Below are 21,039 nucleotides of genomic sequence, written 5' to 3'. Positions count from 1 at the left end.
TACGGCGGTCGTCGGTCCGGCTCAGCAGGGCCTCCGGGGAGCATGGGGCAACCTGCCCCTACCGTTCCGGCGTCTCAGGCTGCCTCTGATTTCATCAACTTATAGGTAATCGACTCGTAAAGCGCCTCAAATGAGGCGTCGATGATGTTGGTGTTGACCCCGATGGTGTACCAGCGCTCGCCGGTGCCATCGCGGCTCTCGACCAGCACACGGGTGACCGCGCCCGTGCCGCCGTCGAGGATACGCACCTTGAAGTCGACCAGCTCGAGGTCGGCGATGCGGGTCGAGAACACGCCGAGATCCTTGCGCATGGCAAGGTCGAGGGCGTTGACCGGGCCGTTGCCCTCGGCCACCGACATCAGCAGCTCGTCGCCGATGCGGATTTTCACCACCGCCTCGGTGACGACGACCTGTTCGCCCCGCGCGTTGTGGCGGCGCTCGACGCTGGTCCGGTAGCTCTCGACGTCGAAGAACTCGGGCAAGGTGCCGAGCACGCCGTGGGCCAGAATGAAGAACGAGGCGTCGGCGCCGTCATAGGAGTAGCCGCGGGCTTCGCGCTCCTTGACGGTGCGCAGCAGCCGCTCTAGGCGCGGATCGTCCTTGCCGAGCTCGATGCCATGGCGCTTCAGGGCAGCAAGCAGGTTGGACTTACCGGCCTGCTGGCTGACCATGATGTTGCGTTCGTTGCCGACAGTTTCAGGCGGCACGTGCTCGTAGGTGGAAAAATCCTTGGCCAGCGCCGAGGCGTGGATGCCGGCCTTGGTGGCGAAGGCCGAGGTGCCGACATAGGGCGACTGCCGGGCCGGGGCGCGGTTCAGCAGGTCGTCGAAGGCGCGCGAGATCGAGGTGAGATCGGCCAGTTGCTCGCTGGTAACGCCGATCTCGAAGCGGTCGGCGAAGCCGGGCTTCAGCGCCAGGGTGGGGATGAGAGTGACGAGGTTGGCGTTACCGCAGCGCTCGCCGATACCGTTGAGCGTGCCCTGGATCTGGCGGACGCCGGCCGAGATGGCGGCGAGCGTGTTGGCGACCGCCTGGCCGGTATCGTCATGCGCGTGGATGCCGAGATGATCGCCGGGGACGACCTTGCTGACCTCGCCGACGATCGCCGTTACCTCGGACGGCATGGTGCCGCCATTGGTGTCGCAGAGCACCACCCAGCGGGCGCCAGCCTCGAGCGCGGTGCGGACAAAGCTGAGGGCGTAGTCGGGATCGGACTTGTAGCCATCGAAGAAGTGCTCGCAATCGACCAACGCTTCCTTGCCGGCGGCGACAGTGGCCTCGACGGTTTCGCGCAGGTTGTCGAGATTCTCCTCGAGCGAGATGCCGAGCGCCACCTTTACCTGGTGCGACGACGACTTGCCGACGAAGCAGGCAGCATCGGATACGGCGTTGAGCGTTGCCTGCACGCCGGGATCGTTGCCGACCGAGCGCCCTGCCCGCTTGGTCATGCCGAAGGCGGTGAAGACGGCGTCGCGGGTGCGGCTCTCGGTGAAGAACTGGTCGTCGATGACATTGGCGCCGGGATAGCCGCCCTCGATGTAATCGACGCCGAGGCGCTCGAGCAGCGCGGTGACCGAGATCTTGTCCTCGAGCGAAAACTCGATCCCAGCCGTCTGCGCGCCGTCACGCAGCGTGGTGTCGAAGAGGTAGAGGCGTTCCTTGGCAGGCGCTTGGGCAGTCATCACAGGGTACTCAGTTACGGGGCGGCCATTCGGCCGTGTCGTGGTCAGGGTGTTGCCGGTTGGAGCTACTAATTCGGGCGAGGCGGCCTTCGGGGTCGACGGAATAGGTCGGCGTGCTGCCCGGCAGCTCGCCGATATGGGCATACCAGGCGACGCGGCTTTCGTTACCGTACTGGATCACCGGCGGCACGCGGTCAGGCTCGTCGAAGGCGCCGGAGAGCACGCCGATATCAGGGGCCCAGGGGTAGTCGAAAATCAGCGGCGTGCCGCACTCGCGACAGAAACCGCGATTGGCGAGCTCGGAGCTCTTGAACCAGCTGATCTCGCCGCGGGTGACGTGGAAGTTCACCTTGTCGACCGGGCAGATCACGGCGAACGGCCCGCCTACCGCCTTCTGGCACATACGGCAGTGGCAGACATGGACGTTGTCGGGCTGCTGGTCGACGCGAAAGCGGACTGCGCCGCACTGGCAGCCGCCGGACAGATGGACTTCAGACATAGCGCGGGACCCAGTCGGTGGTGTCATGGTCGGGGTGCTGGTGATTGGTCGCGCGAATGCGTTGCGCGAGATCGGGGGCAACTTCCTCGATCGGTGGCAGGTCGGGAACCTCGGCCAGCGCCCCCACATAGTGGAGGCGACTGTTGGTGCAGGTCTGCTCGGTCGGTGACACGACTTCAGGGTGATCGAGCGAACCGATGGTGACGCTGACGTAGCTGCCGCCGGGACGGCGGAACGTCAGCGGCGTACCACAGGCAGGGCAAAAGCCGCGTTCGACCGTATCGGACGAGCGGAACACCCCGAGACTGCCCCGAGTGAGTTCGAAGCTTTCAGCCGGCGCGCCGGCGAAAGCGCCGAACAGCCCGCCCGTCGCCTTCTGGCACATGCGGCAATGACAAAGGCTCACGTCGTCGAACGGCGCCGTGAACCGATAGCGGATGGCGCCGCACTGGCAGCCGCCGGTGGCGAGTGCTTCAGCCATCGGCACCTCCCATGACCCACTTGTCGGTGTCGTGGTCGGGGTGCTGATGGTTGGAGGCGCGGACGCGGGCCACGGCTTCGACGCCGTCCCCCTCCTCGGTGGTGCCGATCTGCTCGGCGCCGGGGACGGGTCGGAGGTTCGGGTGGCGGCCCTCGAGGCCCATCTCGTACAGAATGGGCACCAGGTGCGGGGTGTCGAACGAGCCGATGGTCATCGAGACATGCGGTCCGCCGAGCGAGCGATAGTAGAGCGGCGTGCCGCAATTGCTGCAGAAGCCGCGCGCCGCCACATCAGAGCTATTGAACTCGCTGGGCTTGCCGCGCGTCCAGGTCAGGTGCTCGTGGCGGATGCCGACGAGATCGATGAACACGTTGCCGGCGGCCTTCTGGCACATGCGGCAGTGGCAGAAATGGGGATTGTCCCGGAGCTCGGTGGCATGCCAGCGCACCGCGCCGCACTGGCAGCCGCCCGAATACTCGCGAAAACGATAGCTGTCGTCAGTCACATTCCGCCTCCCGCAAAGCGATCCGTGGTTTCGATCAGATGGTGCAGAATGCCGGGCTGGCTCAGCGCATGCCCCTGCCCCTCGACCATGATGAACTCCGCTTCCGGCCAGGCCTGATGCAGGTCCCAGGCGGTCTGCGGCGGACAGGCGATGTCGTAGCGGCCCTGGACGATGACCCCGGGGATGTCGCGAAGCTTTTCGGCATCGCGGATCAGCTGGCCCTCGTCCATCCAGCCGGCATGGACGAAATAGTGGTTCTCGATGCGGGCGAAGGCCAGCGCATATTCCTCGCCGTAGAACGCGTCGCTGACCTCACGGTCGGGCAGCAGCGTGATGGTTTCGCCTTCCCAGCGCGCCCATTCCCGCGCCGCGCCAAGCCGGACATCGCGATCCGGGCTGGTCAGCCGCTGCCGGTAGGCGGCGATCATATCGGCCCGTTCGGCTGGCGGGATCGGGGCGATGAAGCGCTCCCACTTGTCGGGGAAGAGCAGCGAGGCGCCGTGCTGGTAGTACCAGAGCAGCTCCCAGCGGCGCAGCGTGAAGATGCCGCGCAGCACCAGCTCGGTAACGCGCTCGGGGTGCTTCTGCGCATAGGCCAGCGCCAGCGAGGAGCCCCAGGAGCCGCCGAACACCAGCCACTGCTCGACGCCGACCATCTGCCTAAGCCGCTCGATATCGGCGACCAGATCCCAGGTCGTGTTGTGCTCGAGCTCGGCGAAGGGACGCGATTTGCCGCAGCCGCGCTGATCGAACAGCAGCACATCGTAGCGCGCCGGATCGAAGACGCGACGCTGGTTAGCGCTCAACCCGCCACCGGGGCCGCCATGCAGAAACACCGCCGGCTTGGCGCCAGGCGTGCCGATGCGCTCCCAGTAGACCTGGTGGCCGTTGCCGACGTCGAGATGGCCGAAGGCGTAGGGCTCGATCTCGGGGTAATAGCTGCGCAGAGTCACGCCGGGAAACCTTGTTTCGGTGGCCATTCGGCCGTGTCGTGGTCGGGGTGCTGGTGGCTGACGAGGTTCGCCATGAATTCGTGCCACCCGGCCGCGTATTCGGTGCGCACCGGCAGGGCGGCGAGGCCATCGAAGAACGGCAGCTTGTCGGCCAGATTGACCTGGATCGCCGGCGCGGCGACCGTCGGATCATCGAAGGCGCCGATGGCGATCTCGACCTGCTGATCGGCTGGACGGCCAATCTCCTCATAGGTCAGCGGCGTGCCGCAGTCGGCACAGAAGCCACGCTTGATCTTGTCCGAGCTCTCGAAATATTTCGGCGCGCCGCGGGTCCAGGTCACCTCGAACGAGGTGACCAGCGGACCGAAAAAGGCGCCGAAGGCCTTCTGGCACATGCGGCAGTGACAGATCGAGCCGCGGCCGAGCCGGCCGACGGCGAAGCGCACCGCGCCGCACTGGCAGCCGCCGGTGAACGGCAGACCGCCGGTCGCCTCACTCCGGGGCATGACACACCGCTTCGATATTGTGCCCGTCCGGATCGTAGACGAAGGCAGCGTAGTAGGTGGCGTGATAGTGCGGGCGCAGACCCGGCGGACCATTGTCCTTGCCGCCGGCAGCGATCGCGGCGGCGTAGAAGGCATCGACAGCGGCCCGATTGGGAGCGCTGAAGGCGAGATGCACCCGGCCACCGGTGAGCCTGCCGCCGTCGCCGATCCACAGGAACGGCTGCTCGGAGCCGAGACCGGCGACGTTCCCTTCCTCGCCCTCGAACTTCATGTGCGTCTTGATGCCGAGCGGGGCCAGCGCCTTCTCGTAGAAGGCGAGCGAGGTGGGATAATCGGCGGTCGAAATGGCTACGTGATCCAAAGCGCTCATTGGCGTCCTCCCTCCGGGCCGACATAAACGGCCTCGATGTTGTTTCCATCCGGGTCGAATACGAAGGCGGCGTAGTAGTCAGGCGAGTAGTGCTGGCGAAGGCCGGGCGGACCGTTGTCGCGGCCGCCCGCGGCAAGCGCCACGGTGTAGAAAGCCTCGACCGCAGGGCGGCTCGAGGCGACGAAGGCAACATGCGTATCGCCCCCGCGCAGCGTCTTGCCGGTGCCGAGCCAGAAGGTCGGACGATCGACGCCGTAACCGGCCGACTTCACGCCTTCATACTCGAACTCGGCGAGCAGCTTGATGCCGAGGGCGCCGAGCGCGGCAGTGTAAAAGTCCCGCGACAGGACGAAGTCGGTGACCTTGAGGCCGACGTGGTCGATGATGGCACTCACCTCACCACCTCCCATTTGGTCTGGCGTTGGCCGGCTTCGTCTTTGTAGTCCATCAGTTGGACACCCTGTGTCAGCAATTGCGCACGGATGGTGTCAGCCTTTGCGAAATCCTTGGCATTGAGGGCGGCAAGGCGAGCGGCGACGGCTTCGGCGACGCCTTCCGGCGCGTCGGCGGCAGCGGCGGTCAGCAGGCCGTCGGTGGTGAAGCCGAGGAACTCCAGCGTGGCGGCGAGGCAGTTGGCGGCGGTTTCGGTGCCGCGATTGGCCTTGCGGGCGATGGCATCCAGCGCCACCGAAGCGCGGTGGAAGTTGAGGTCGTCGGTGAGCTCGGCGATGACTGACGGCTCCGGCGGAGTGCCGGGCCTGGCTTGCGCGGCGCGCTGCCAGTCGCGGAGCTTCTGCTCGGCTTCCTCCAGCCGCTTCACCGAGAAGTCGATCGGCTCGCGGTAGTGGGTCATCAGCATGGCGAGGCGCAGCACTTCGCCCGGCCATTTGCGGCCGCCGAACTTCTCGGTCTCCAGCAGCTCGGAGATGGTGATGAAGTTGCCGAGGCTCTTCGACATCTTCTGGCCTTCGACCTGCAGGAAGCCGTTGTGCAACCAGTAGTTGGCCATGGCGGGCGTGCCATGGGCGCAGCGCGACTGGGCGATCTCGTTCTCGTGGTGCGGGAAGATCAGGTCGAGGCCGCCGGCGTGGATATCGAAGAGCTGGCCGAGGTAGCGCTCGCTCATCGCCGAGCACTCGATATGCCAACCCGGACGCCCCCTGCCCCACGGGCTCTCCCAGCCGGGCTCCTCGGGGCTCGACTGCTTCCAGAGTACGAAGTCGGCCGGGTTCTTCTTGTGCGCTTCGACGGCGATGCGGGCGCCGGCGAGGTTGTCGTCGAGGTTGCGGCCGCTGAGCCTGCCGTAATCGGGCATGGAGCCGACGTCGAACAGCACCTCACCGGCCGCCTCGTAGGCGTGTCGGCTGCCGATCAGCGAGGTGATCAGCGACTGCATGCCGGGGATGTGGTCGGTAGCGCGCGGCTGGTGGTCGGGCTCGAGCGTGCCGAGGGCGGCGACATCCTTGAAGTACTGGTTGGCGGTCTCCTCGGTGACCTTGCGGATCGCCTCGTTGAGCGGCAGGCCCGGGTAGTCGCGCACGGCGCGCGCGTTGATCTTGTCATCGACGTCGGTGATGTTCCGGACATAGGTGACGTGAGCGGCGCCATAGACGTGGCGCAGCAGCCGGTAGAGCAGATCGAAGACGATCACCGGACGGGCATTGCCGATATGGGCATAGTCGTAGACCGTCGGCCCGCACACATACATGCGGACGTTGTTGGGATCGATGGGGACAAAGTCCTCCTTCGCCCGGGTCAGCGTGTTGTGGAGCTTCAGTGTGGTTTGGCCCAAGTCACAGTTCCTCGCGCACGATAAGACGCTCGCGGACAGGTTCTTCGGACTAGAGATCAGAGGATGAAGAAAACCGCGCCGCCAGCAATGCTTAGCGGATAATAATGCAGCCGGTAATGCAGGTCGCGGTGCCGGTTTTCATGGCGCGCAATCTGACTGCAGCGCCGGCAAAAAGCAAGGGGCGCCGAAGCGCCCCCCTCATCGATAGGTTATTGCGGCGTTGCCGGAGCCGCAGGATCGGCCGGCGCCGGCGCTGCCGGATCGGCGGCAGGCGGGGTAACGGCCTGCATGGCGGCGGTGACCTCGGGGCTGGCGAAGCAGGTGGTCAGGCCCTCGCGGGCGAGGTTGGTGACCTGTTCGTAGCTGCCGTGCGCGGTATGCGCCTCATCGGTACCCTCGCCGCGCAGATCGGCAGCAAGGATGTCGACGTCCTTTTGCGGCATGTCCTTGAAGGCGCCGGTCAGGCAGCCGCACAGCGGCGTGAGGATCAGCGATGAATCGACACCGGCGGGCACCTCTCCGAGCAGGAAGGCCTCTGCGGCGAGGCAGGTCTCGTTGAACTTGGTGAAATCTGCCGGGGTCTGAGCCAGCGCGGCAGGGCCGGCGGAAAAGCTAAGCAGGCCGGCGATGGCGGCGATGACGATACGAACTTGCAAGGGTGATACTCCAACGGCTCAAGGCACGATTGGAAGATACCTAAGCACAGAACGACCGTCCCGACCACCGATAGAAATGCAACGGAAGGGCGGCTTACCGCCCTTCTGTCGCCCGATTCGCCGAGTCTCAGCTCTTGAGCCGGAAGGTCTCGTGACACTGGCCGCAAGTCGCCCCAACTGCCTTGATCGCAGCAGCGTAGGCGGTGGCATCGCCCGCTTCGGCCGCCGTCTTCATGGCGGTGGCGGCCGTAACGGCGGCAGCGAGAAGCGCCTGGAACTCGGCGTTCTTCTCCCAGATGACCGGCAGCGCTTCGGTATCGCCAACCGCCGAACCCTCGGGAAACAGCACGGTGAGATTGGAGAGGTTGGTGATCAGGTGACCGGCGGCGGAAACGGCATCGGCTCCGCTCAGGGCATCGGCGCCCTTCAGGATCCCGCCGTCCTCCTTCATGATGGCCTGGCGCTTGGCCACCATTTCCTCGGCGCTGAGCGCGGCGAGCGCCGGATCAGCGGTGATGGTGATGTCCTGGGCGAATGAGAGGGTGGCGACGGCAGCCACGACAATCGTCAGCGCGAACGCTGTGAACCTATTCGACGGCATATCGGCAACTCCTGGAGGTCCTGGGAACGGGCCTGGTGACGCTGAATTCTGAAGCAGGCACGGCTGCTTGGCAGAATCTGCGAGGGAGCGTAGCCGTGAATTTCGCGGTTTGGCAGCCGGCCGATCCTCACAAACCCCGGGGGCTGCGGTCACGGCTGCGTGACGACCTCCGTGCGACGTTGCGTGGGCCATCACGAGGCGTTAACCGGCGCCGATGCTGTGTTATTGCTTCAAACGAATCTCACGGCGCTGTCTCGCTTTGGGCGTATTGGCCGACTAGGCATTTCATCGCTTCCATGAAGCGCCGAAATGCTCCAGGTTTTGGTTTTCCGCGCTTTCGAGGGGGGAAAAGTCTGCAACTTTCTGAAAGCGCTCTGGCGGAGGGCCACACGATCCGGTTCGAACTGATGACCCGCGCCCACCTACGCGCTTCCGGCCTCCTGCGCTTCGCCCTGCTTTTCCTGGTGGCGTGGGTTGGGCTGTTGGTCGATGTGTCGACTGCCTATGCGCAGGCCGACAGCTGCGCCCGCCTGCAGGCGACGCTGCGCTCGCTCGACCGGAACTCCGACTTCCAGAATTCGCAGGGCGGCGCGCTGAAGCGACTGCAGCGCGAAGTGCAGCGCTCTGAAAGCGCCTATGTGCGCCAGGGCTGCAACGACGACGCCAAGGCCGGCCGGCGGCTCACCCCCGAATGCCGGGCTCTGGCGCGCGAGGTGCTGCGCGGGCGGGAAGAAGTGCAGCAGCTGTCACAGAGCGTCAGCACCGGCGAAGCGGTGGCGCAGCAGCGCGAGGCGATCCTGCAGGAAATGGCGCGCTTCGATTGCGACGGCCGTTCGCGGGTGAACCTGGAACGCGGCAATCGCGATAACCTGTTCGAGCGGCTGTTCGGCGTGTTCACCGACGGCGATGACGGCGCCGGTGGCATCCGCGGCGAAGAGTTCAACCCGTATGGCGATTACCACACGGTGCGGACGCTGTGCGTGCGCAAGACCGACGGCTTCTGGTGGCCGATCAGCTATTCGACGCTGGTGGATTATGTCGCCAACGATGCACAGCAATGCCGGGCGATGTGCCCGGGGCTGGATGTCGATCTCTACTACTACGACAACCCGGGGCAGGAACCGGAACAGATGATCAACGAGTGGGGCGAGCCCTATTCGTCGCTCCCTAACGCCTTCAAGTTCCGCACCGAGTTCGACACCACCAACAAGTGCACCTCGACGCAGGACCAGGGCGCCATCACCCTCGCCGAGCTATCGACCGGCGGCACGCGAGCCATGGTGACATTCCGCGGCGCGACGTTCCCGCTGCCGCTGCGGGACGGGCGGCGGATCTCTCCGACGGTCGCCACGACCGTGACGCAGGTTGCCGAGTTGACCCAGTTCGTCGACGTGCCGCTGCCGCGCCCGCGTCCGGCGGCGCCCGGCGAGACGCCGAAGCCAGTGGTCACCGTGGTCGCACCGGCGGCGGCCAATCAGCCCGGACGGATCGTTCAGTTCGGCGACAAGCGGGTCAGGGTAGTCGGGCCAGACACGCCGTACGCCCCACAAGTGGCAGCAGGGACTTGAGTTCGGGCCCCTGCTCCCGGCCGGTGACGGCCAGGCGCAGCGGGTGGAACAGCGCCCTGCCTTTGCGGCCGGTGGCGGCTTTCAGGGCCTCGGTCCATTTCGACCAGGTGGTTTCGTCCCAAGGCTCGACGGGCAGCAGTTCACGCGCCGCGCGCAGAAACTCGCGATCCTCGTCGGCCACCACCGGGGTAACCGGACCGGAGACGAGCGTCGCGAGGTCGGCGATATCGGCGAACACCGCGAGGTTGCCGCGGAGTGCCAGCCAAAGCGGCTCGGACGCGAGGCCGAGCGGCTCGAGGCGCGCTTTGGCGGTCTCATAGGGCATCTGGTGCAGGATGCGGGCGTTGAGGCTCGAGAGTTCTGCCGGATCGAAGCGGGCGGAGCCGTGCGACACGGCTTCGAGCGTAAAGATCTGGCCGAGCGCCGACAAATCCGCATAGGGCTCGAGCGGCAGGCTGGTGCCGGTGAGCACTGCGGCCATGGCGACAGCCATCGGTTCGTAACCGACCTCGCGCAGCTCCGCCAGCGACAGGGATCCCAGGCGCTTGGACAGGCCTTCACCATCGGCGCCGGTCAGGAGGTTGTGGTGGGCGAAGGCCGGGACCTTGCCGCCCAAGGCCTCGAAAATCTCGATCTGCGTGCCGGTATTGCTGACATGGTCCTCACCGCGGATCACATGGGTGATGCCCAGCTCGATATCGTCGACCACCGAGGGCAGCGTGTAGAGGTAGGAGCCGTCGGCGCGCAGCAGCACCGGATCGGACATCGAGGCCGTATTGACGGTCTGCGGCCCCTTGATCAGGTCATTGAACGCGACCGGACGGCCATCGAGTTTGAAGCGCCAGTGGGGCTTTCTGCCCTCGGCCTCGTACTTCGCCTTCTGCTCCGGCGTAAGCTGCAGCGCAGCGCGATCATAGATCGGCGGACGGCCGAGCAGACGGGCCCGGCCGCGCTTGCTTTCGAGCTCTTCCTCGGTCTCGTAGGCCGGGTAGAGGCGGCCGGCGGCGATCAGCCGATCGCGCGCCGCGTCATAGAGCGCGGCGCGATCGGACTGGCGGACCTTCAGGTCAGGGGCGATACCCAGCCAGCTCAGGTCAGTGTGGATGCCCTCGGCGAAGGCCTCGGTGGAGCGGGCGGCGTCGGTATCGTCGAGACGCAGGATGTAGCGGCCGCCGGTCGATTTGGCGAACAGCCAGTTCATCAGCGCCGGGCGGGCATTGCCGAGATGCAGCCGGCCAGTCGGCGATGGCGCGTAGCGGACGGTGGTCATGGAGTACTGACTGAGGCAGACGGCCTCCTCCCGGCCTCCCCCACAAGGGGGGAGGTGAAGAGTCGAGTTTGGGGCTCGATCGCGCCAAACACTGGATGCGGCACCTCCCCCTTCATGGGGGAGGATGGGAGGGGGCCGTCCGGCAAGCAGTCGTCCCTCATTCCAGCCCCTTGCTATCCAGCCGACCGATCGGTTCGGCGATCAGGTTCTCGTCGCGATAGCCGTTGGTGATCGGGTAGCGGCGCCCCAGCCCGAAGGCCTTGCGGGAGATCTTCACGCCGGGAGCGGACTGGCGGCGCTTGTATTCGGCGATGTTCAGCAGCTTTTCGATCCGTTTGACCAACGCACGGTCGAAGCGGCCTTCGCCGCGCTGCACGACCTCGGCGACGCTGAGCTCGAGCTCGACCAGCCCGACGAGGATCTCATCGAGGATCGGATAGGGCGGCAGCGAGTCCTGGTCAGTCTGGTTGGGACGAAGTTCCGCCGAGGGCGCCTTGTCGATGATGTTCTGGGTGATCACCAGCCCATACGGGCCAAGGCAATCGGCCGGGCGGTGCTTGTTGCGCCAGTCGGCCAGCTCGTAGACACGCATCTTGAGCATGTCCTTGATCGGATTGAAGCCACCGTTCATGTCGCCATAGATGGTGGCGTAGCCGACCGCCATCTCGGACTTGTTGCCAGTGGTGAGCAGGAGCGAGCCGAGCTTGTTGGAGACCGCCATCAGGTAGACGCCACGCATGCGCGACTGGATATTTTCCTCGGTGAGGTCCTGCGGGCGGTTGCCGAACACCGGCTGCAGCTCGTTGAGCGCGGCTTCGACCGGATCGCCGATCGACACGACATCGTAGCGGACGCCAAGGCGCTGGGCGCAGTCGCGTGCGTCGGCGAGGCTCTCCTCCGAGGTGTAGCGATAGGGCAGCATCAGGCAGTGGACGTTCTCGGCGCCGATGGCATCGACCGCCATGGCGGCGACTATGGCGCTGTCGATGCCGCCCGAAAGACCGAGCAGCACGGACTTGAAGCCGTTCTTTTTGACGTAGTCGCGCAGGCCGAGCACGCAGGCGCGCCACGGCGCTTCGTCGACGCTCGAGAGCGGGGTGACGTGCGGGTCAGTGCAGCGCCAGCCATCCTCGGTGCGGGCCCAGTTCGACATCAGGATTTCGGGCTCGAAGCTCTTGGCCTGCACGACCAGGCGGCCGCCGGGCTCGATGGCAAAGCTGGCGCCGTCATAGACCAGCTCATCCTGGCCACCGACCTGGTTGAGATAGAGCAGCGGCACATTGTCTTCGGCGACGCGATCGGTGACCAGCTTGTAGCGGGTGGCCTGCTTGTTGCGCCAATAGGGCGAACCGTTGGGGCAGAGCAGAATGCGAGCGCCGTGATCGACGAGATGAGCGCAGACTTCCGGGTGCCAGATGTCCTCGCAGATCGGGATACCGATGGAGACGCCCTTGATGGTCACCGGTTCCTGCAGGTCGGCGCGCTCGAAATAGCGCTTCTCGTAGAAGATGTCGTCGTTGGGCAGCTCACGCTTGTAGCGCCTGGCGGTGATGGCGCCCGCTTCGCAGACGACCACGGCGTTGAACAGCTTGCCGCCTTCGCGCCAGATGGTCGGCATGATGGCGGTGACCGAGGTGCCGGCGGTGGCGCGGGCGAAATCCTCGGCGGCCGCCATTGCGTCGGCAATGAACCGCGGCTTGAACAGCAGGTCGTCGGGGAAGTAGCCAGTGAGGAACAGCTCGGAGAACAAGAGGATGTCGGCGCCCTGCCCGGCCGCATCAGCCAGCGCCTCTTTGGCCAGCGCCAGATTCTGCGCGATGGCGCCGACGGTCGGATTGAGCTGCGCGAGGGCGATGCGGAGACGATCGGTCACGTGAGAAATCCGAGCCGTTTGAAAACGCGGCAAGACTTATCCGCTCACCCCGGTCGGGGCAAGCGGACAGCCGGTCATGCAGGAACTGATCAGCCTGATCAGGAGATCAGCAGGAGATCAGAACGAGTAGGTCAGCTCGGCCAGCAGGCCATAGCGGAACAGCGAGAAGGGATTCTCGGTGGAGATGACCTGCTGGGTCGACACGGTCGGCGCACTGTAAAGCGGATCCGGCGGCATTGTGTCATTTGGATCGGGCGTATCTGGATTGGGTACGGGCGGCCGGATCTGCGGCGCCGTCACACTGACCTGGGTCCAGGTGGCGTCGTAGGTGCCGTTGACATACCAGGCCCGCCCGCCGACACGCAGCGTCAGGTTCTCCATCGGCTTGATGCCCGCCATGATCTCGCCCATGGCGCCGTAGCCCCAGCCGTTGATCTCGGTGGCCGATCCCTTGAGGATCTCGGGTGCGCAGCTGTCGGGTGGGAGGACATTGCAGCCCGGCCCGCCAAAGGCGCCGCCACCAGCGGCATGACCGCCGAGAACGCCCGAGATTGTACTGAACGGGACAGCTGCAACCTCGGCGCTGATGTCCAGAAACTCGTTGAATTCCGCCTTGCCGCTCAGCCCCAATCGGAGCATGTGCAACTCGATTTTGTCGTCAACGCTGTCGCCTGGGACCGACCAGTTGCCGCTGGCATTACTATAGGTGACGTCGGCTGCGCTGGTTGCCGTGGTGAAATTGTAGCGAGAGGTCCGGGGCGAATTGTTCCAGTAGTTGTAGCCAACAAAGCCACCAACGCCGGTACCCTTGCCATCGCCCAGCGCGTTCCAGCCGAAATCGGCACCTGCGTAGCCGAGGACGCCGTCGGTGACATCGCCGCTACCCGACGGGTCGGAGTACCCCCCCGTAATGGCCGCCGAGTATCCGGCCCACCCCTTGGCGTAGGTGCGGGTCGCATCCTCCTCTACGCGGATGTGCGCCTCGACCGTGTGAGCGTTGTCGGTGCTCTCGAAGCTCTGGCCGCCCACTTCATAGTTCTGACTACCCCACGAATACCAGTAGCGCAGGCCAGTCTCGATGTGGATGCCGTCACTCTCGTCGCCCATCTCGCTCCAGTCCTTGGGCTCGGTCGAGTAGGCGCCGCGATAGACCTCTTCGGGCGACCAGTCCTCGCCCCAGTCGGCGGCCAAGGCCGGACTGCCGATAGCGGCAGCGAGAACGGCGAGACTGGTTGCCAGACGGATGGACATCGGATGCTCCGCAACAAACGCGTACGTGAGCTATTCATGACCGGTTAGGGTTAATGTTCCGCTAAATGAACTGGCAGAATGCAACGGTTTGGGCGACAAGGCCGCTACCGTCCACGAGTTGATAAGCATCAACAGGTTTTCCACCGCCACAGGTGAGGCATGCGTATTTAGGCTGCAACCTTCACCGTAGCCGTGAGTTTGGCTGGCGAGACGTAATCTGACTTTGGATATGATTATGAGTTGCAAGGTTCTGGTGGTGGAAGACGAGATCTTCGTGGCCATCGAGTTTGAAAGCCTTCTCTACGATCTCGGCCACGAGCCGGTAGGCATTGCTTCGGACAGCCGACAGGCAATGGCGCTCGCCGACGAGGCCGAGCTGGCCTTTGTCGACCTCAATCTCATCGATGGTCCCACGGGGATCGAAGTGGGCCGCTCGCTCGCGGAACGCGGCGTAACGGTGGTCTACATGACCGCAAATCCGGCCCAACTGGGTGACGGCGTGCCGGGAACGGTTGGTGTCATCCCCAAGCCGGTCGACAACAACGAGCTGCGCCAGGCGGTGGACTTCGCCGTTTCGGTGCGACGCAAGTCTCAGCCCAAGCCCAACCCGCCGCGGCGCCTCAGGCTGTTTGGCTCGCTCGATGCGAGCCCGGCGCTGGCTTGAGTTCAGCTCGCTGACTTAGTGATGCCAGGGGAATACTGAGGTCGACCTCGAGACCGCCTTCCCCATAGCGACGCTCAAGCGTGCCGCGCAGTTGCCCTTCCACACTCAGCGATATCAGCCTCGAGCCGAAGCCGGCACTGCCGGGCTGCGGCGGCGGGCCGCCGATCTCGCGCCAGTGCAGCCGATAGTTGTCGCCGATCAGCTCGCCGCGGATCTCGACACGACCATCATCCCGCGACAGGGCGCCATACTTGGCGGCGTTGGTCGCCAGTTCGTGGAAGAGCAATGCCAGCGGCGTCGCCGTACCGTCATCGATAGAGGCGTCGACCCCAGTGAAGCTCACCCGTTCAAGATCGCCGTCACGGTATGGCTGCAGCAGATCGCGGACCAGCGCCTGAAGCGAGGATGGGTTGGACCTCGGCGCCGACTCACGCGAATGCGGGCGGACGAAATCGTGCGCGCGACCGAGAGCCAGAATGCGCCCGCGCAGGCGGTCGGCAAAGTCCTTGGCCTCGGGATGCGATCGCGACGCAAGGCTGACAATGCTGCTGATGACCGCGAAAATGTTCTTGATGCGGTGGCTGAGTTCCTGCGCGATGACCTCGCGCTCCTCCTGGGCCAGGCGCTCTTCGTGAATGTCGGTGCAGGTGCCGAACCAGCGGGTAAGGCGGCCGGACCCGTCGCGCATCGGCAGCGCCTGCCCCAACACCCAGCGATAGGCGCCGGTGTGGTGCTTCAGGCGGTACTCGATGCGGTAAGGATCGCCGGTTTCGAGTGAATGGCGCCAGACGGTCCAGGCGCGCTCCTGGTCGTCAGGATGAAACATGCCGTTCCAGCCCTCGCCGTCGGTGGTTCCGGCCGGCACGCCGGTGAACTCGTACCAGCGCGCGTTATAGTAGTCGTGGTAGCCGTCCGGCAGGGTGGACCAGACCATCTGCGGCATGGTGTCGGCGAGGGTGCGAAACCGCATCTCGCTTTCCGCCAGCTGCTCCGCGATGCGGCGCTCATCAGTGACATCGACCACAATGCCCGGCAGTCGAACGGCCCTGCCATGCGCATCGGTGATGACGCGTCCGGAGGCAACGACCCAGCGCTCGGGGGCCGCGCCAGTGCCCGCCAGCCGGTACTCGAAGCGTACCGGCCCGGCATGCTTCAGTGCATCGCCGATCTCGGAGATGACCCGTTGGCGATCGTCCTGGTGAATCCCGGCGAGAAACTTTTCAATCGGCAGGCCCACGGCGGCGGCGCCCGGACTGACCGAATAGAGCGCGGCGAAACGCTCATCCGCGGTGACGACGTTGTCGGCAATATTCCAGTCCCAGGTACCGACCAGGCCCGAGGCGCTGAGGGCCAGATCGAGCTTTTCGCGACTTTCCTCGAGGGCCTGCTCGGCCACCACACCCATGGTGGTTTCCTGCACGATGGCCAGCGCGGCCAGGCCACTGCCGTCATCATCAAGCACCGGGGAGTAGTCGAGGTTGAGCCAGACGTCCTCAGGCTCGCCATTGCGGTTGAAGACAAAGGGCTGGCTGGTGAACACCAGAGACTCGCCGTTCAGCACGCGCTGTATTACGTCGCGATTAAAATCGGCAACCTCGGGCCAGCTGTCAAACACGGAACTGCCAAAGGCGCTGGGGTGTCTGGCACCGGCAATCGGCGCGTAGGCGGCGTTGTAGAGCATGATGCCGCGCGGTCCGATCAGCAGGGCCATCGGTGCGGCAGAGGTCATGATCAGGCGGGCGGCGGAGCGCACGGCGACCGGCCACGCGGCGATCGGTCCAAGATCGGTGGCGGACCAGTCGAAGTTGTTGGCGAGAAGCATGACTGGATCACGGTCCAGCCGGGCTTTGGTCGCGGCATCGGCCCGCGGGAAGAAAGAACGTGGCATCGATCACCGAGACTGGCGCGTGAGGCGCGAGAAATCACCGGCCGCGGGCGCGGATCCGTGAAACCCAGGAACGCCGCCAGCTGCCGTTTAGTTCACTCGGCCGCCACAATTCTTTCGCGGGCCGGGCGCTGCAGGCGCAGTTCCTCGGCGACGAGGAAGGCGAGCTCGAGCGCCTGGCTGGCATTGAGCCGCGGGTCGCAATAGGTGTGGTAGCGATCCTGCAGGCCCGCTTCAGTGATCGCCGCTACGCCACCGCCGGTGCACTCGGTGACGTCGTCACCGGTCATCTCGATATGGATGCCGCCGGCATAGGTGCCCATGGTGCGGTGGATCTCGAAAAAGCTCTTCACTTCGCTGAGCACGCGCTCGAACGGCCGGGTCTTGTAGCCATTGGACGCCTTGACGGTGTTGCCGTGCATCGGATCGGAGCACCAGACCACCACCTTACCCTCGGCCTGCACCGCTTCGATGAGGCGCGGCAGGTGATCGGCGATCTTGTCGGAGCCGAAGCGGCCGATCAGCGTGATGCGACCGGCCTCGTTGCTGGGGTTCAGCTTGTCGATGATGCGCAGCAGGTCGTCGGCCACGAGGCTCGGGCCACACTTTACGCCAACCGGATTGCGGATACCCGAGAAGTATTCGACATGTGCCGCGTCGACCTGGCGTGTGCGGTCGCCGATCCACAACATGTGACCGGAGGTGGCGTAATAGTCGCCGGTGATCGAGTCCCGGCGGGTCAGCGCTTCCTCGAAGCCGAGCAGCAGCGCTTCATGCGAGGTGTAGAACTTGGTCTCGCGCAGCGACGGGGTATTGTCGGGGGTGAGGCCGAGGGCGCGCATGAAATCGATGGCATCGTCGATCTTCTGGGCCAGTTCCTCGAAGCGCGGATAGGCGTTCGAGTCCTTCATGAAGCCCATGGTCCACTCATGGACGCGGGTCAGGTCGGCATAGCCGCCCGAGGCGAAGGCGCGCAGCAGGTTGAGCGTCGCAGCCGACTGGCGGTAGGCGAGCAGCAGGCGTTCAGGATCGGGAACCCGAGCGGCTTCGGTGAAGCCGATGTCGTTGATGATGTCGCCGCGATAGCTCGGCAGCGTCAGGCCATCAATGGTCTCGGTGTCGGACGAGCGGGGCTTGGCGAACTGGCCGGCGATGCGGCCAACCTTCACCACGGGCTTCGAAGCACCGTGAGTCAGCACCACTGCCATCTGCAGGAAGACGCGGAAGAAATCGCGGATGTGGTCGGCGCCATGCTCGGCAAAGCTCTCGGCGCAATCGCCGCCCTGCAGCAGGAAAGCCCTGCCCTCGGCAACCTCAGCCAGCTGATGCTTCAGCTCGCGCGCCTCGCCAGCGAAAACCAGCGGAGGGAACTTGCGCAGCTGCGCTTCGGCCGCTTCCAGCTTCGCCGGATCCGGATAGGCCGGCACCTGCGAAATCGGTTTCTGTCTCCAGCTTTGCGGCGTCCAAGTCGTCGGCATCACGCGTATCTCCCAGTCGGCGGGCGGAATAGCAGGGGATTGCGGCGGTGTGAAGCCGCCGCCCACTACTGCTTTTGGCCGCCGCGATAGACGTAGCTCGGCTTCTTGAAGGTCACGAGCTCCTCGGCGGCGGTCGGGTGCATGGCCATGGCGCGGTCGAAATCGGCCTTCGTCGCCTTCATGCCCAGTGGGATCGCAGCCATCTGGATAATCTCGGCAGCGCCCGGGCCAAGGATGTGGACACCCAGCACCTCACCGCCATCAGGCCTGGTGATGAGCTTGATCATCATGCGGTCGGACTTCAGCGACAGCGTGTTGATCATCGGGCGGAAGCGGGTGACGTAAACGTCGATATCGCCATGCGTGGCGGCGTCATGCTCGGGGAGCCCGACAGTGCCGACCTCGGGTTCAGCGAACACCGCCTCGCCGATGAGCGAGTGATCGACGGCAGTTGGCTTATCGCCGAATACAGTGTCGGCGAAGGCGTGCCCTTCACGGATGGCGACCGGGGTCAGCTGGGCGCGGTTGGTGACGTCGCCCACGGCATAGATAGAGGGCACGCTGGAGCGCGAATAGGCATCGACCACCACCGCGCCGTCCCAGGCCAGCTCGACCCCGGCAGTTTCGAGCCCGAGCCCGGCGGTGTTGGGCGAACGGCCGGTGGCGAACATCACCGCGCCGAACGGGGCATCGACGCCATCGGAGAAGCTGACGGTAATGTCCTTGCCGGTCTGGCGCAGGCCGAGCACGTTGGTCTGGTGGATGATCTTGACGCCGCGCGCTGCGAGCCCGGCCTCGAGCCCGACCCGCAGGTCCTCATCGAAGCCGCGCAGCAGCCGGTCGCCGCGATAGACGATGGTGGTGTGCACCCCCAGACCGGAGAAAATGGTCGCGAACTCCACCGAAATGAAGCCACCGCCCTCGATGAGGATGGAGTGCGGGAGCTTTTCGAGATGGAACGCCTCGTTGGAGGTGATGCCCAGTTCCTTGCCCGGGATATCCGGGATGAAGGGATGCGCGCCCGTGGCAATCAGGATGGTCTTGGCGGTCAGCTCCCGGCCCGACCTCAGCTTCACGCTGTTCGGCCCGGTCACCGTCGCGCGGTCGCGGATGATCTCGGCGCCAGGCTTTTCGAGCCCCGCCACATAGGCCGCCTCGAGCCGGGCGATCTCCTTGTCCTTGTTGGCAACGAGGGTTGCCCAGTCGAAGCTTGGCGTGCCGACATCCCAGCCGAAGCTGGGCGCGATCTCGAACAGATCCTTGTAGCGCGAGGCGTAGACGAAGAGCTTCTTGGGCACGCAGCCGCGGATCACGCAGGTGCCGCCGACCCGGTACTCCTCGATGATGGCGACCTTTGCGCCATAGGTCGCGGCGATCCGCGCCGCCCGCACGCCGCCCGAACCGGCGCCGATCACCACGAGATCGTAACTGTCGCTCATTGCCTACCCCGAACCCAAAAAGCCTCGCGCGGTGGCAGGGCCTTAGGGGCCTACCCCGGACGTAAAAAAGCCCCGCGCGATGGCGGGGCCTTCAATCAGATAGGGTGCCTAAGCTCAGCTGTCGATACCCTTGGCCTTCAGTTCGGCGCGAACGGCCGTGAAGAATTCGGTGTTCAGGTTGCCCGAGTAGACGTCCATGATCCGATTGATGGTGCCGCTCATCGCCGAGTTCGACTTGGCCAGCTTGACGCCGGTCGGAGTCGAATAGAAATCGACGATCTGCTGCAGCTCTTCCTGGGTGAAGGAGAGCGCATAGACCCGCGCGAACTGGTCGAACAGCTCGCCCTTGCGGCCCTTGTAGGTCGCGATCACCTTTTCGATCGCCGAGTTCAGCGGCTCGGCGATCTCCGGGTTCTGCGGCAGCAGCTGCTTATAGGTGTTGATGCCTGCCTGCACGATGGTGGCTTCGTAGAGGCCGCCGGTGTCGGTCAGATCGACGTACTTGCGCGCCAGGGCGAGGTGCTCGGGCGAGATTTCCGAGGCTCCCTGCCCCAGGGCGGGCAGCGCCGCGAAGCTCGACAGGATCAGAGACAGCAATGCGGCGACAAGCATCGGCGCGCGTTTGAAGGTGGACGTCATCAGCTTGGTGCCCATCTGGTTCTTGTTTCCCCTGCTGGAGCTGATCGCCGTTTCCGTGAAACGCCGACATCCCCAAGTCGTTGTTTGTCGCGCTTCCGAACCGGAAAAGTCTGCACTTTTCCCGGAAGCTCTCTTAGCCTCTATCCGAGCGGCAATCAGCCGTCCAGAACGTCGACACCCGCGGAACCAGCCACGTAGGCCCGCTTGCAGAGCCCGATGAACAGGCCATGCTCGACCACGCCCGGAATGTCGGCCAAGGCTTTCGCCAGTGCTTCTGGCTGAGGAATACGGCCAAAAAAAGCGTCGAGGATGGCGTGTCCGCCGTCGGTGACGAAGGGCGTTCCATCGGGCTTCAGGCGGCGACGCAGGTCACCCTCGGCATTGAAATCGGCCATCACGGCGCCAAGGGCGGCCGCGGTGGCGCCGAGACCAAAGTGATTGACCTCGATCGGCAGGGGGTATCGGCCGAGCATTTCGACCCGCTTACTCTGGTCGGCAATGACGATCATCCGCTTGGAGGCCGCAGCGACGATCTTTTCGCGCAGCAGGGCGCCGCCGCCACCCTTGATCAGCGCCAGGCCGGGGCCGAGTTCATCGGCACCATCGACCGTGAGATCGAGTTCGGGCGTCTTTTCGAGGTCGGTGAGCGGGATGCCGAGGCCCTTTGCCTGAGCCGCAGTGACTTCAGAGGTCGGGATGCAGATCACATCCAGCCCGTTCTGCACGGCACGGCCGACGATATCGACGAAGTGTTTGGCCGTTGAACCGGTGCCCAGGCCCAATCGCATGCCGCTCGTGACTTCGGCCATTGCCGCCTCGGCGGCGCGGTACTTCTGGTCATCGCTCATCAAGCAGTCCTCCCCTTCCGGCCGGACCTAGGAGAGGCGCGAAGGCCTGTCAACCTAGCCTTTTCACGCAGAGGTGAAT

General features: G+C 65.1%; 21 protein-coding genes. 2 read left to right on the top strand and 19 right to left on the bottom strand.

What is annotated here, in order from left to right; translation table 11 throughout:
• Positions 1-74: 74 nt before the first annotated feature.
• From cimA to ASC89_RS10390, 11 genes are all read right to left on the bottom strand, one after another.
• Positions 75-1,682, bottom strand: a complete 1,608-nt coding sequence (gene cimA / locus ASC89_RS10440) for a citramalate synthase (RefSeq protein WP_055997391.1) — start codon at positions 1,680-1,682, stop codon at positions 75-77.
• A gap of 10 nt (positions 1,683-1,692) precedes the next feature.
• Positions 1,693-2,181 (bottom strand): GFA family protein, encoded by a 489-nt coding sequence (locus tag ASC89_RS10435; RefSeq protein ID WP_055997388.1) that lies wholly within the window; start codon positions 2,179-2,181, stop codon positions 1,693-1,695.
• A complete protein-coding gene (locus ASC89_RS10430; RefSeq protein ID WP_055997386.1) occupies positions 2,174-2,662 on the bottom strand; it encodes a GFA family protein in 489 nt (162 codons plus the stop codon). Before ASC89_RS10430 ends, ASC89_RS10435 begins: the two co-directional genes overlap by 8 nt.
• Entirely contained in the window at positions 2,655-3,167 is a 513-nt protein-coding gene (locus ASC89_RS10425; RefSeq protein ID WP_055879547.1) for a GFA family protein, read from the bottom strand. Before ASC89_RS10425 ends, ASC89_RS10430 begins: the two co-directional genes overlap by 8 nt.
• A complete protein-coding gene (gene pip / locus ASC89_RS10420; protein ID WP_082533285.1) occupies positions 3,164-4,147 on the bottom strand; it encodes a prolyl aminopeptidase in 984 nt (327 codons plus the stop codon). The genes ASC89_RS10425 and pip overlap by 4 nt, the downstream gene beginning before the upstream one ends.
• Entirely contained in the window at positions 4,117-4,626 is a 510-nt protein-coding gene (locus ASC89_RS10415; RefSeq protein ID WP_055997383.1) for a GFA family protein, read from the bottom strand. Before ASC89_RS10415 ends, pip begins: the two co-directional genes overlap by 31 nt.
• On the bottom strand, positions 4,613-4,996 hold the full coding sequence (locus tag ASC89_RS10410; RefSeq protein ID WP_055879552.1) for a VOC family protein: 384 nt from the start codon (positions 4,994-4,996) through the stop codon (positions 4,613-4,615). The genes ASC89_RS10415 and ASC89_RS10410 overlap by 14 nt, the downstream gene beginning before the upstream one ends.
• Complete coding sequence (locus tag ASC89_RS10405; protein ID WP_055997991.1) at positions 4,993-5,382, bottom strand: VOC family protein; 390 nt, start codon at positions 5,380-5,382, stop codon at positions 4,993-4,995. The genes ASC89_RS10410 and ASC89_RS10405 overlap by 4 nt, the downstream gene beginning before the upstream one ends.
• Before the next feature lie 5 nt (positions 5,383-5,387).
• The gene (gene cysS / locus ASC89_RS10400; protein ID WP_055997380.1) at positions 5,388-6,788 is read right to left on the bottom strand and encodes a cysteine--tRNA ligase; all 1,401 of its coding nucleotides are present in this window, start codon (positions 6,786-6,788) and stop codon (positions 5,388-5,390) included.
• 209 nt (positions 6,789-6,997) lie between these two features.
• Positions 6,998-7,444, bottom strand: a complete 447-nt coding sequence (locus ASC89_RS10395) for a hypothetical protein (RefSeq protein WP_055879557.1) — start codon at positions 7,442-7,444, stop codon at positions 6,998-7,000.
• Between the two features lie 127 nt (positions 7,445-7,571).
• A complete protein-coding gene (locus tag ASC89_RS10390; RefSeq protein WP_055997377.1) occupies positions 7,572-8,045 on the bottom strand; it encodes a cytochrome c in 474 nt (157 codons plus the stop codon).
• 407 nt (positions 8,046-8,452) lie between these two features.
• Between ASC89_RS10390 and ASC89_RS10385 the strand changes: the two genes are divergently transcribed.
• Entirely contained in the window at positions 8,453-9,613 is a 1,161-nt protein-coding gene (locus tag ASC89_RS10385) for a DUF2865 domain-containing protein (protein WP_055997374.1), read from the top strand.
• On the opposite strand, the gene gltX is transcribed toward ASC89_RS10385, so the two are convergent.
• From gltX to ASC89_RS10370, 3 genes are all read right to left on the bottom strand, one after another.
• Positions 9,558-10,883, bottom strand: coding sequence for a glutamate--tRNA ligase (gene gltX, locus ASC89_RS10380; RefSeq protein ID WP_055997371.1), 1,326 nt, complete (start codon positions 10,881-10,883; stop codon positions 9,558-9,560). The two genes, ASC89_RS10385 and gltX, sit on opposite strands and share 56 nt — an antisense overlap.
• Positions 10,884-11,040: 157 nt before the next feature.
• Entirely contained in the window at positions 11,041-12,765 is a 1,725-nt protein-coding gene (locus ASC89_RS10375; RefSeq protein WP_055997988.1) for an NAD+ synthase, read from the bottom strand.
• A 108-nt stretch (positions 12,766-12,873) separates the two neighbouring features.
• Positions 12,874-14,007, bottom strand: coding sequence for a hypothetical protein (locus ASC89_RS10370; protein WP_055997363.1), 1,134 nt, complete (start codon positions 14,005-14,007; stop codon positions 12,874-12,876).
• A 235-nt stretch (positions 14,008-14,242) separates the two neighbouring features.
• Between ASC89_RS10370 and ASC89_RS10365 the strand changes: the two genes are divergently transcribed.
• Positions 14,243-14,671 (top strand): response regulator, encoded by a 429-nt coding sequence (locus tag ASC89_RS10365; RefSeq protein WP_055879573.1) that lies wholly within the window; start codon positions 14,243-14,245, stop codon positions 14,669-14,671.
• On the opposite strand, the gene ASC89_RS10360 is transcribed toward ASC89_RS10365, so the two are convergent.
• From ASC89_RS10360 to rpiA, 5 genes are all read right to left on the bottom strand, one after another.
• Positions 14,628-16,493 carry a PAS domain-containing protein gene (locus ASC89_RS10360; protein WP_055879577.1) on the bottom strand — a complete coding sequence of 622 codons (1,866 nt, stop codon included), beginning with the start codon at positions 16,491-16,493 and terminating at the stop codon, positions 14,628-14,630. The two genes, ASC89_RS10365 and ASC89_RS10360, sit on opposite strands and share 44 nt — an antisense overlap.
• 158 nt (positions 16,494-16,651) lie before the next feature.
• Positions 16,652-18,034: a class II 3-deoxy-7-phosphoheptulonate synthase gene (locus tag ASC89_RS10355; RefSeq protein ID WP_055997360.1), complete on the bottom strand. Its 1,383-nt coding sequence runs from the start codon at positions 18,032-18,034 to the stop codon at positions 16,652-16,654.
• 65 nt (positions 18,035-18,099) lie between these two features.
• On the bottom strand, positions 18,100-19,473 hold the full coding sequence (gene gorA / locus ASC89_RS10350; RefSeq protein WP_055997357.1) for a glutathione-disulfide reductase: 1,374 nt from the start codon (positions 19,471-19,473) through the stop codon (positions 18,100-18,102).
• 114 nt (positions 19,474-19,587) lie between these two features.
• Complete coding sequence (locus ASC89_RS10345; protein ID WP_055997355.1) at positions 19,588-20,127, bottom strand: DUF2059 domain-containing protein; 540 nt, start codon at positions 20,125-20,127, stop codon at positions 19,588-19,590.
• Positions 20,128-20,267: 140 nt separating this feature from the next.
• On the bottom strand, positions 20,268-20,960 hold the full coding sequence (rpiA, locus tag ASC89_RS10340; protein WP_055997352.1) for a ribose-5-phosphate isomerase RpiA: 693 nt from the start codon (positions 20,958-20,960) through the stop codon (positions 20,268-20,270).
• Positions 20,961-21,039: the final 79 nt, after the last annotated feature.

This window comes from Devosia sp. Root413D1, assembly GCF_001425235.1.
Taxonomy (GTDB): Bacteria; Pseudomonadota; Alphaproteobacteria; order Rhizobiales; family Devosiaceae; genus Devosia_A.
The sequence above is the reverse complement of the archived record's forward strand: the minus strand, read 5'-3'. Positions and strand labels throughout refer to the sequence as shown.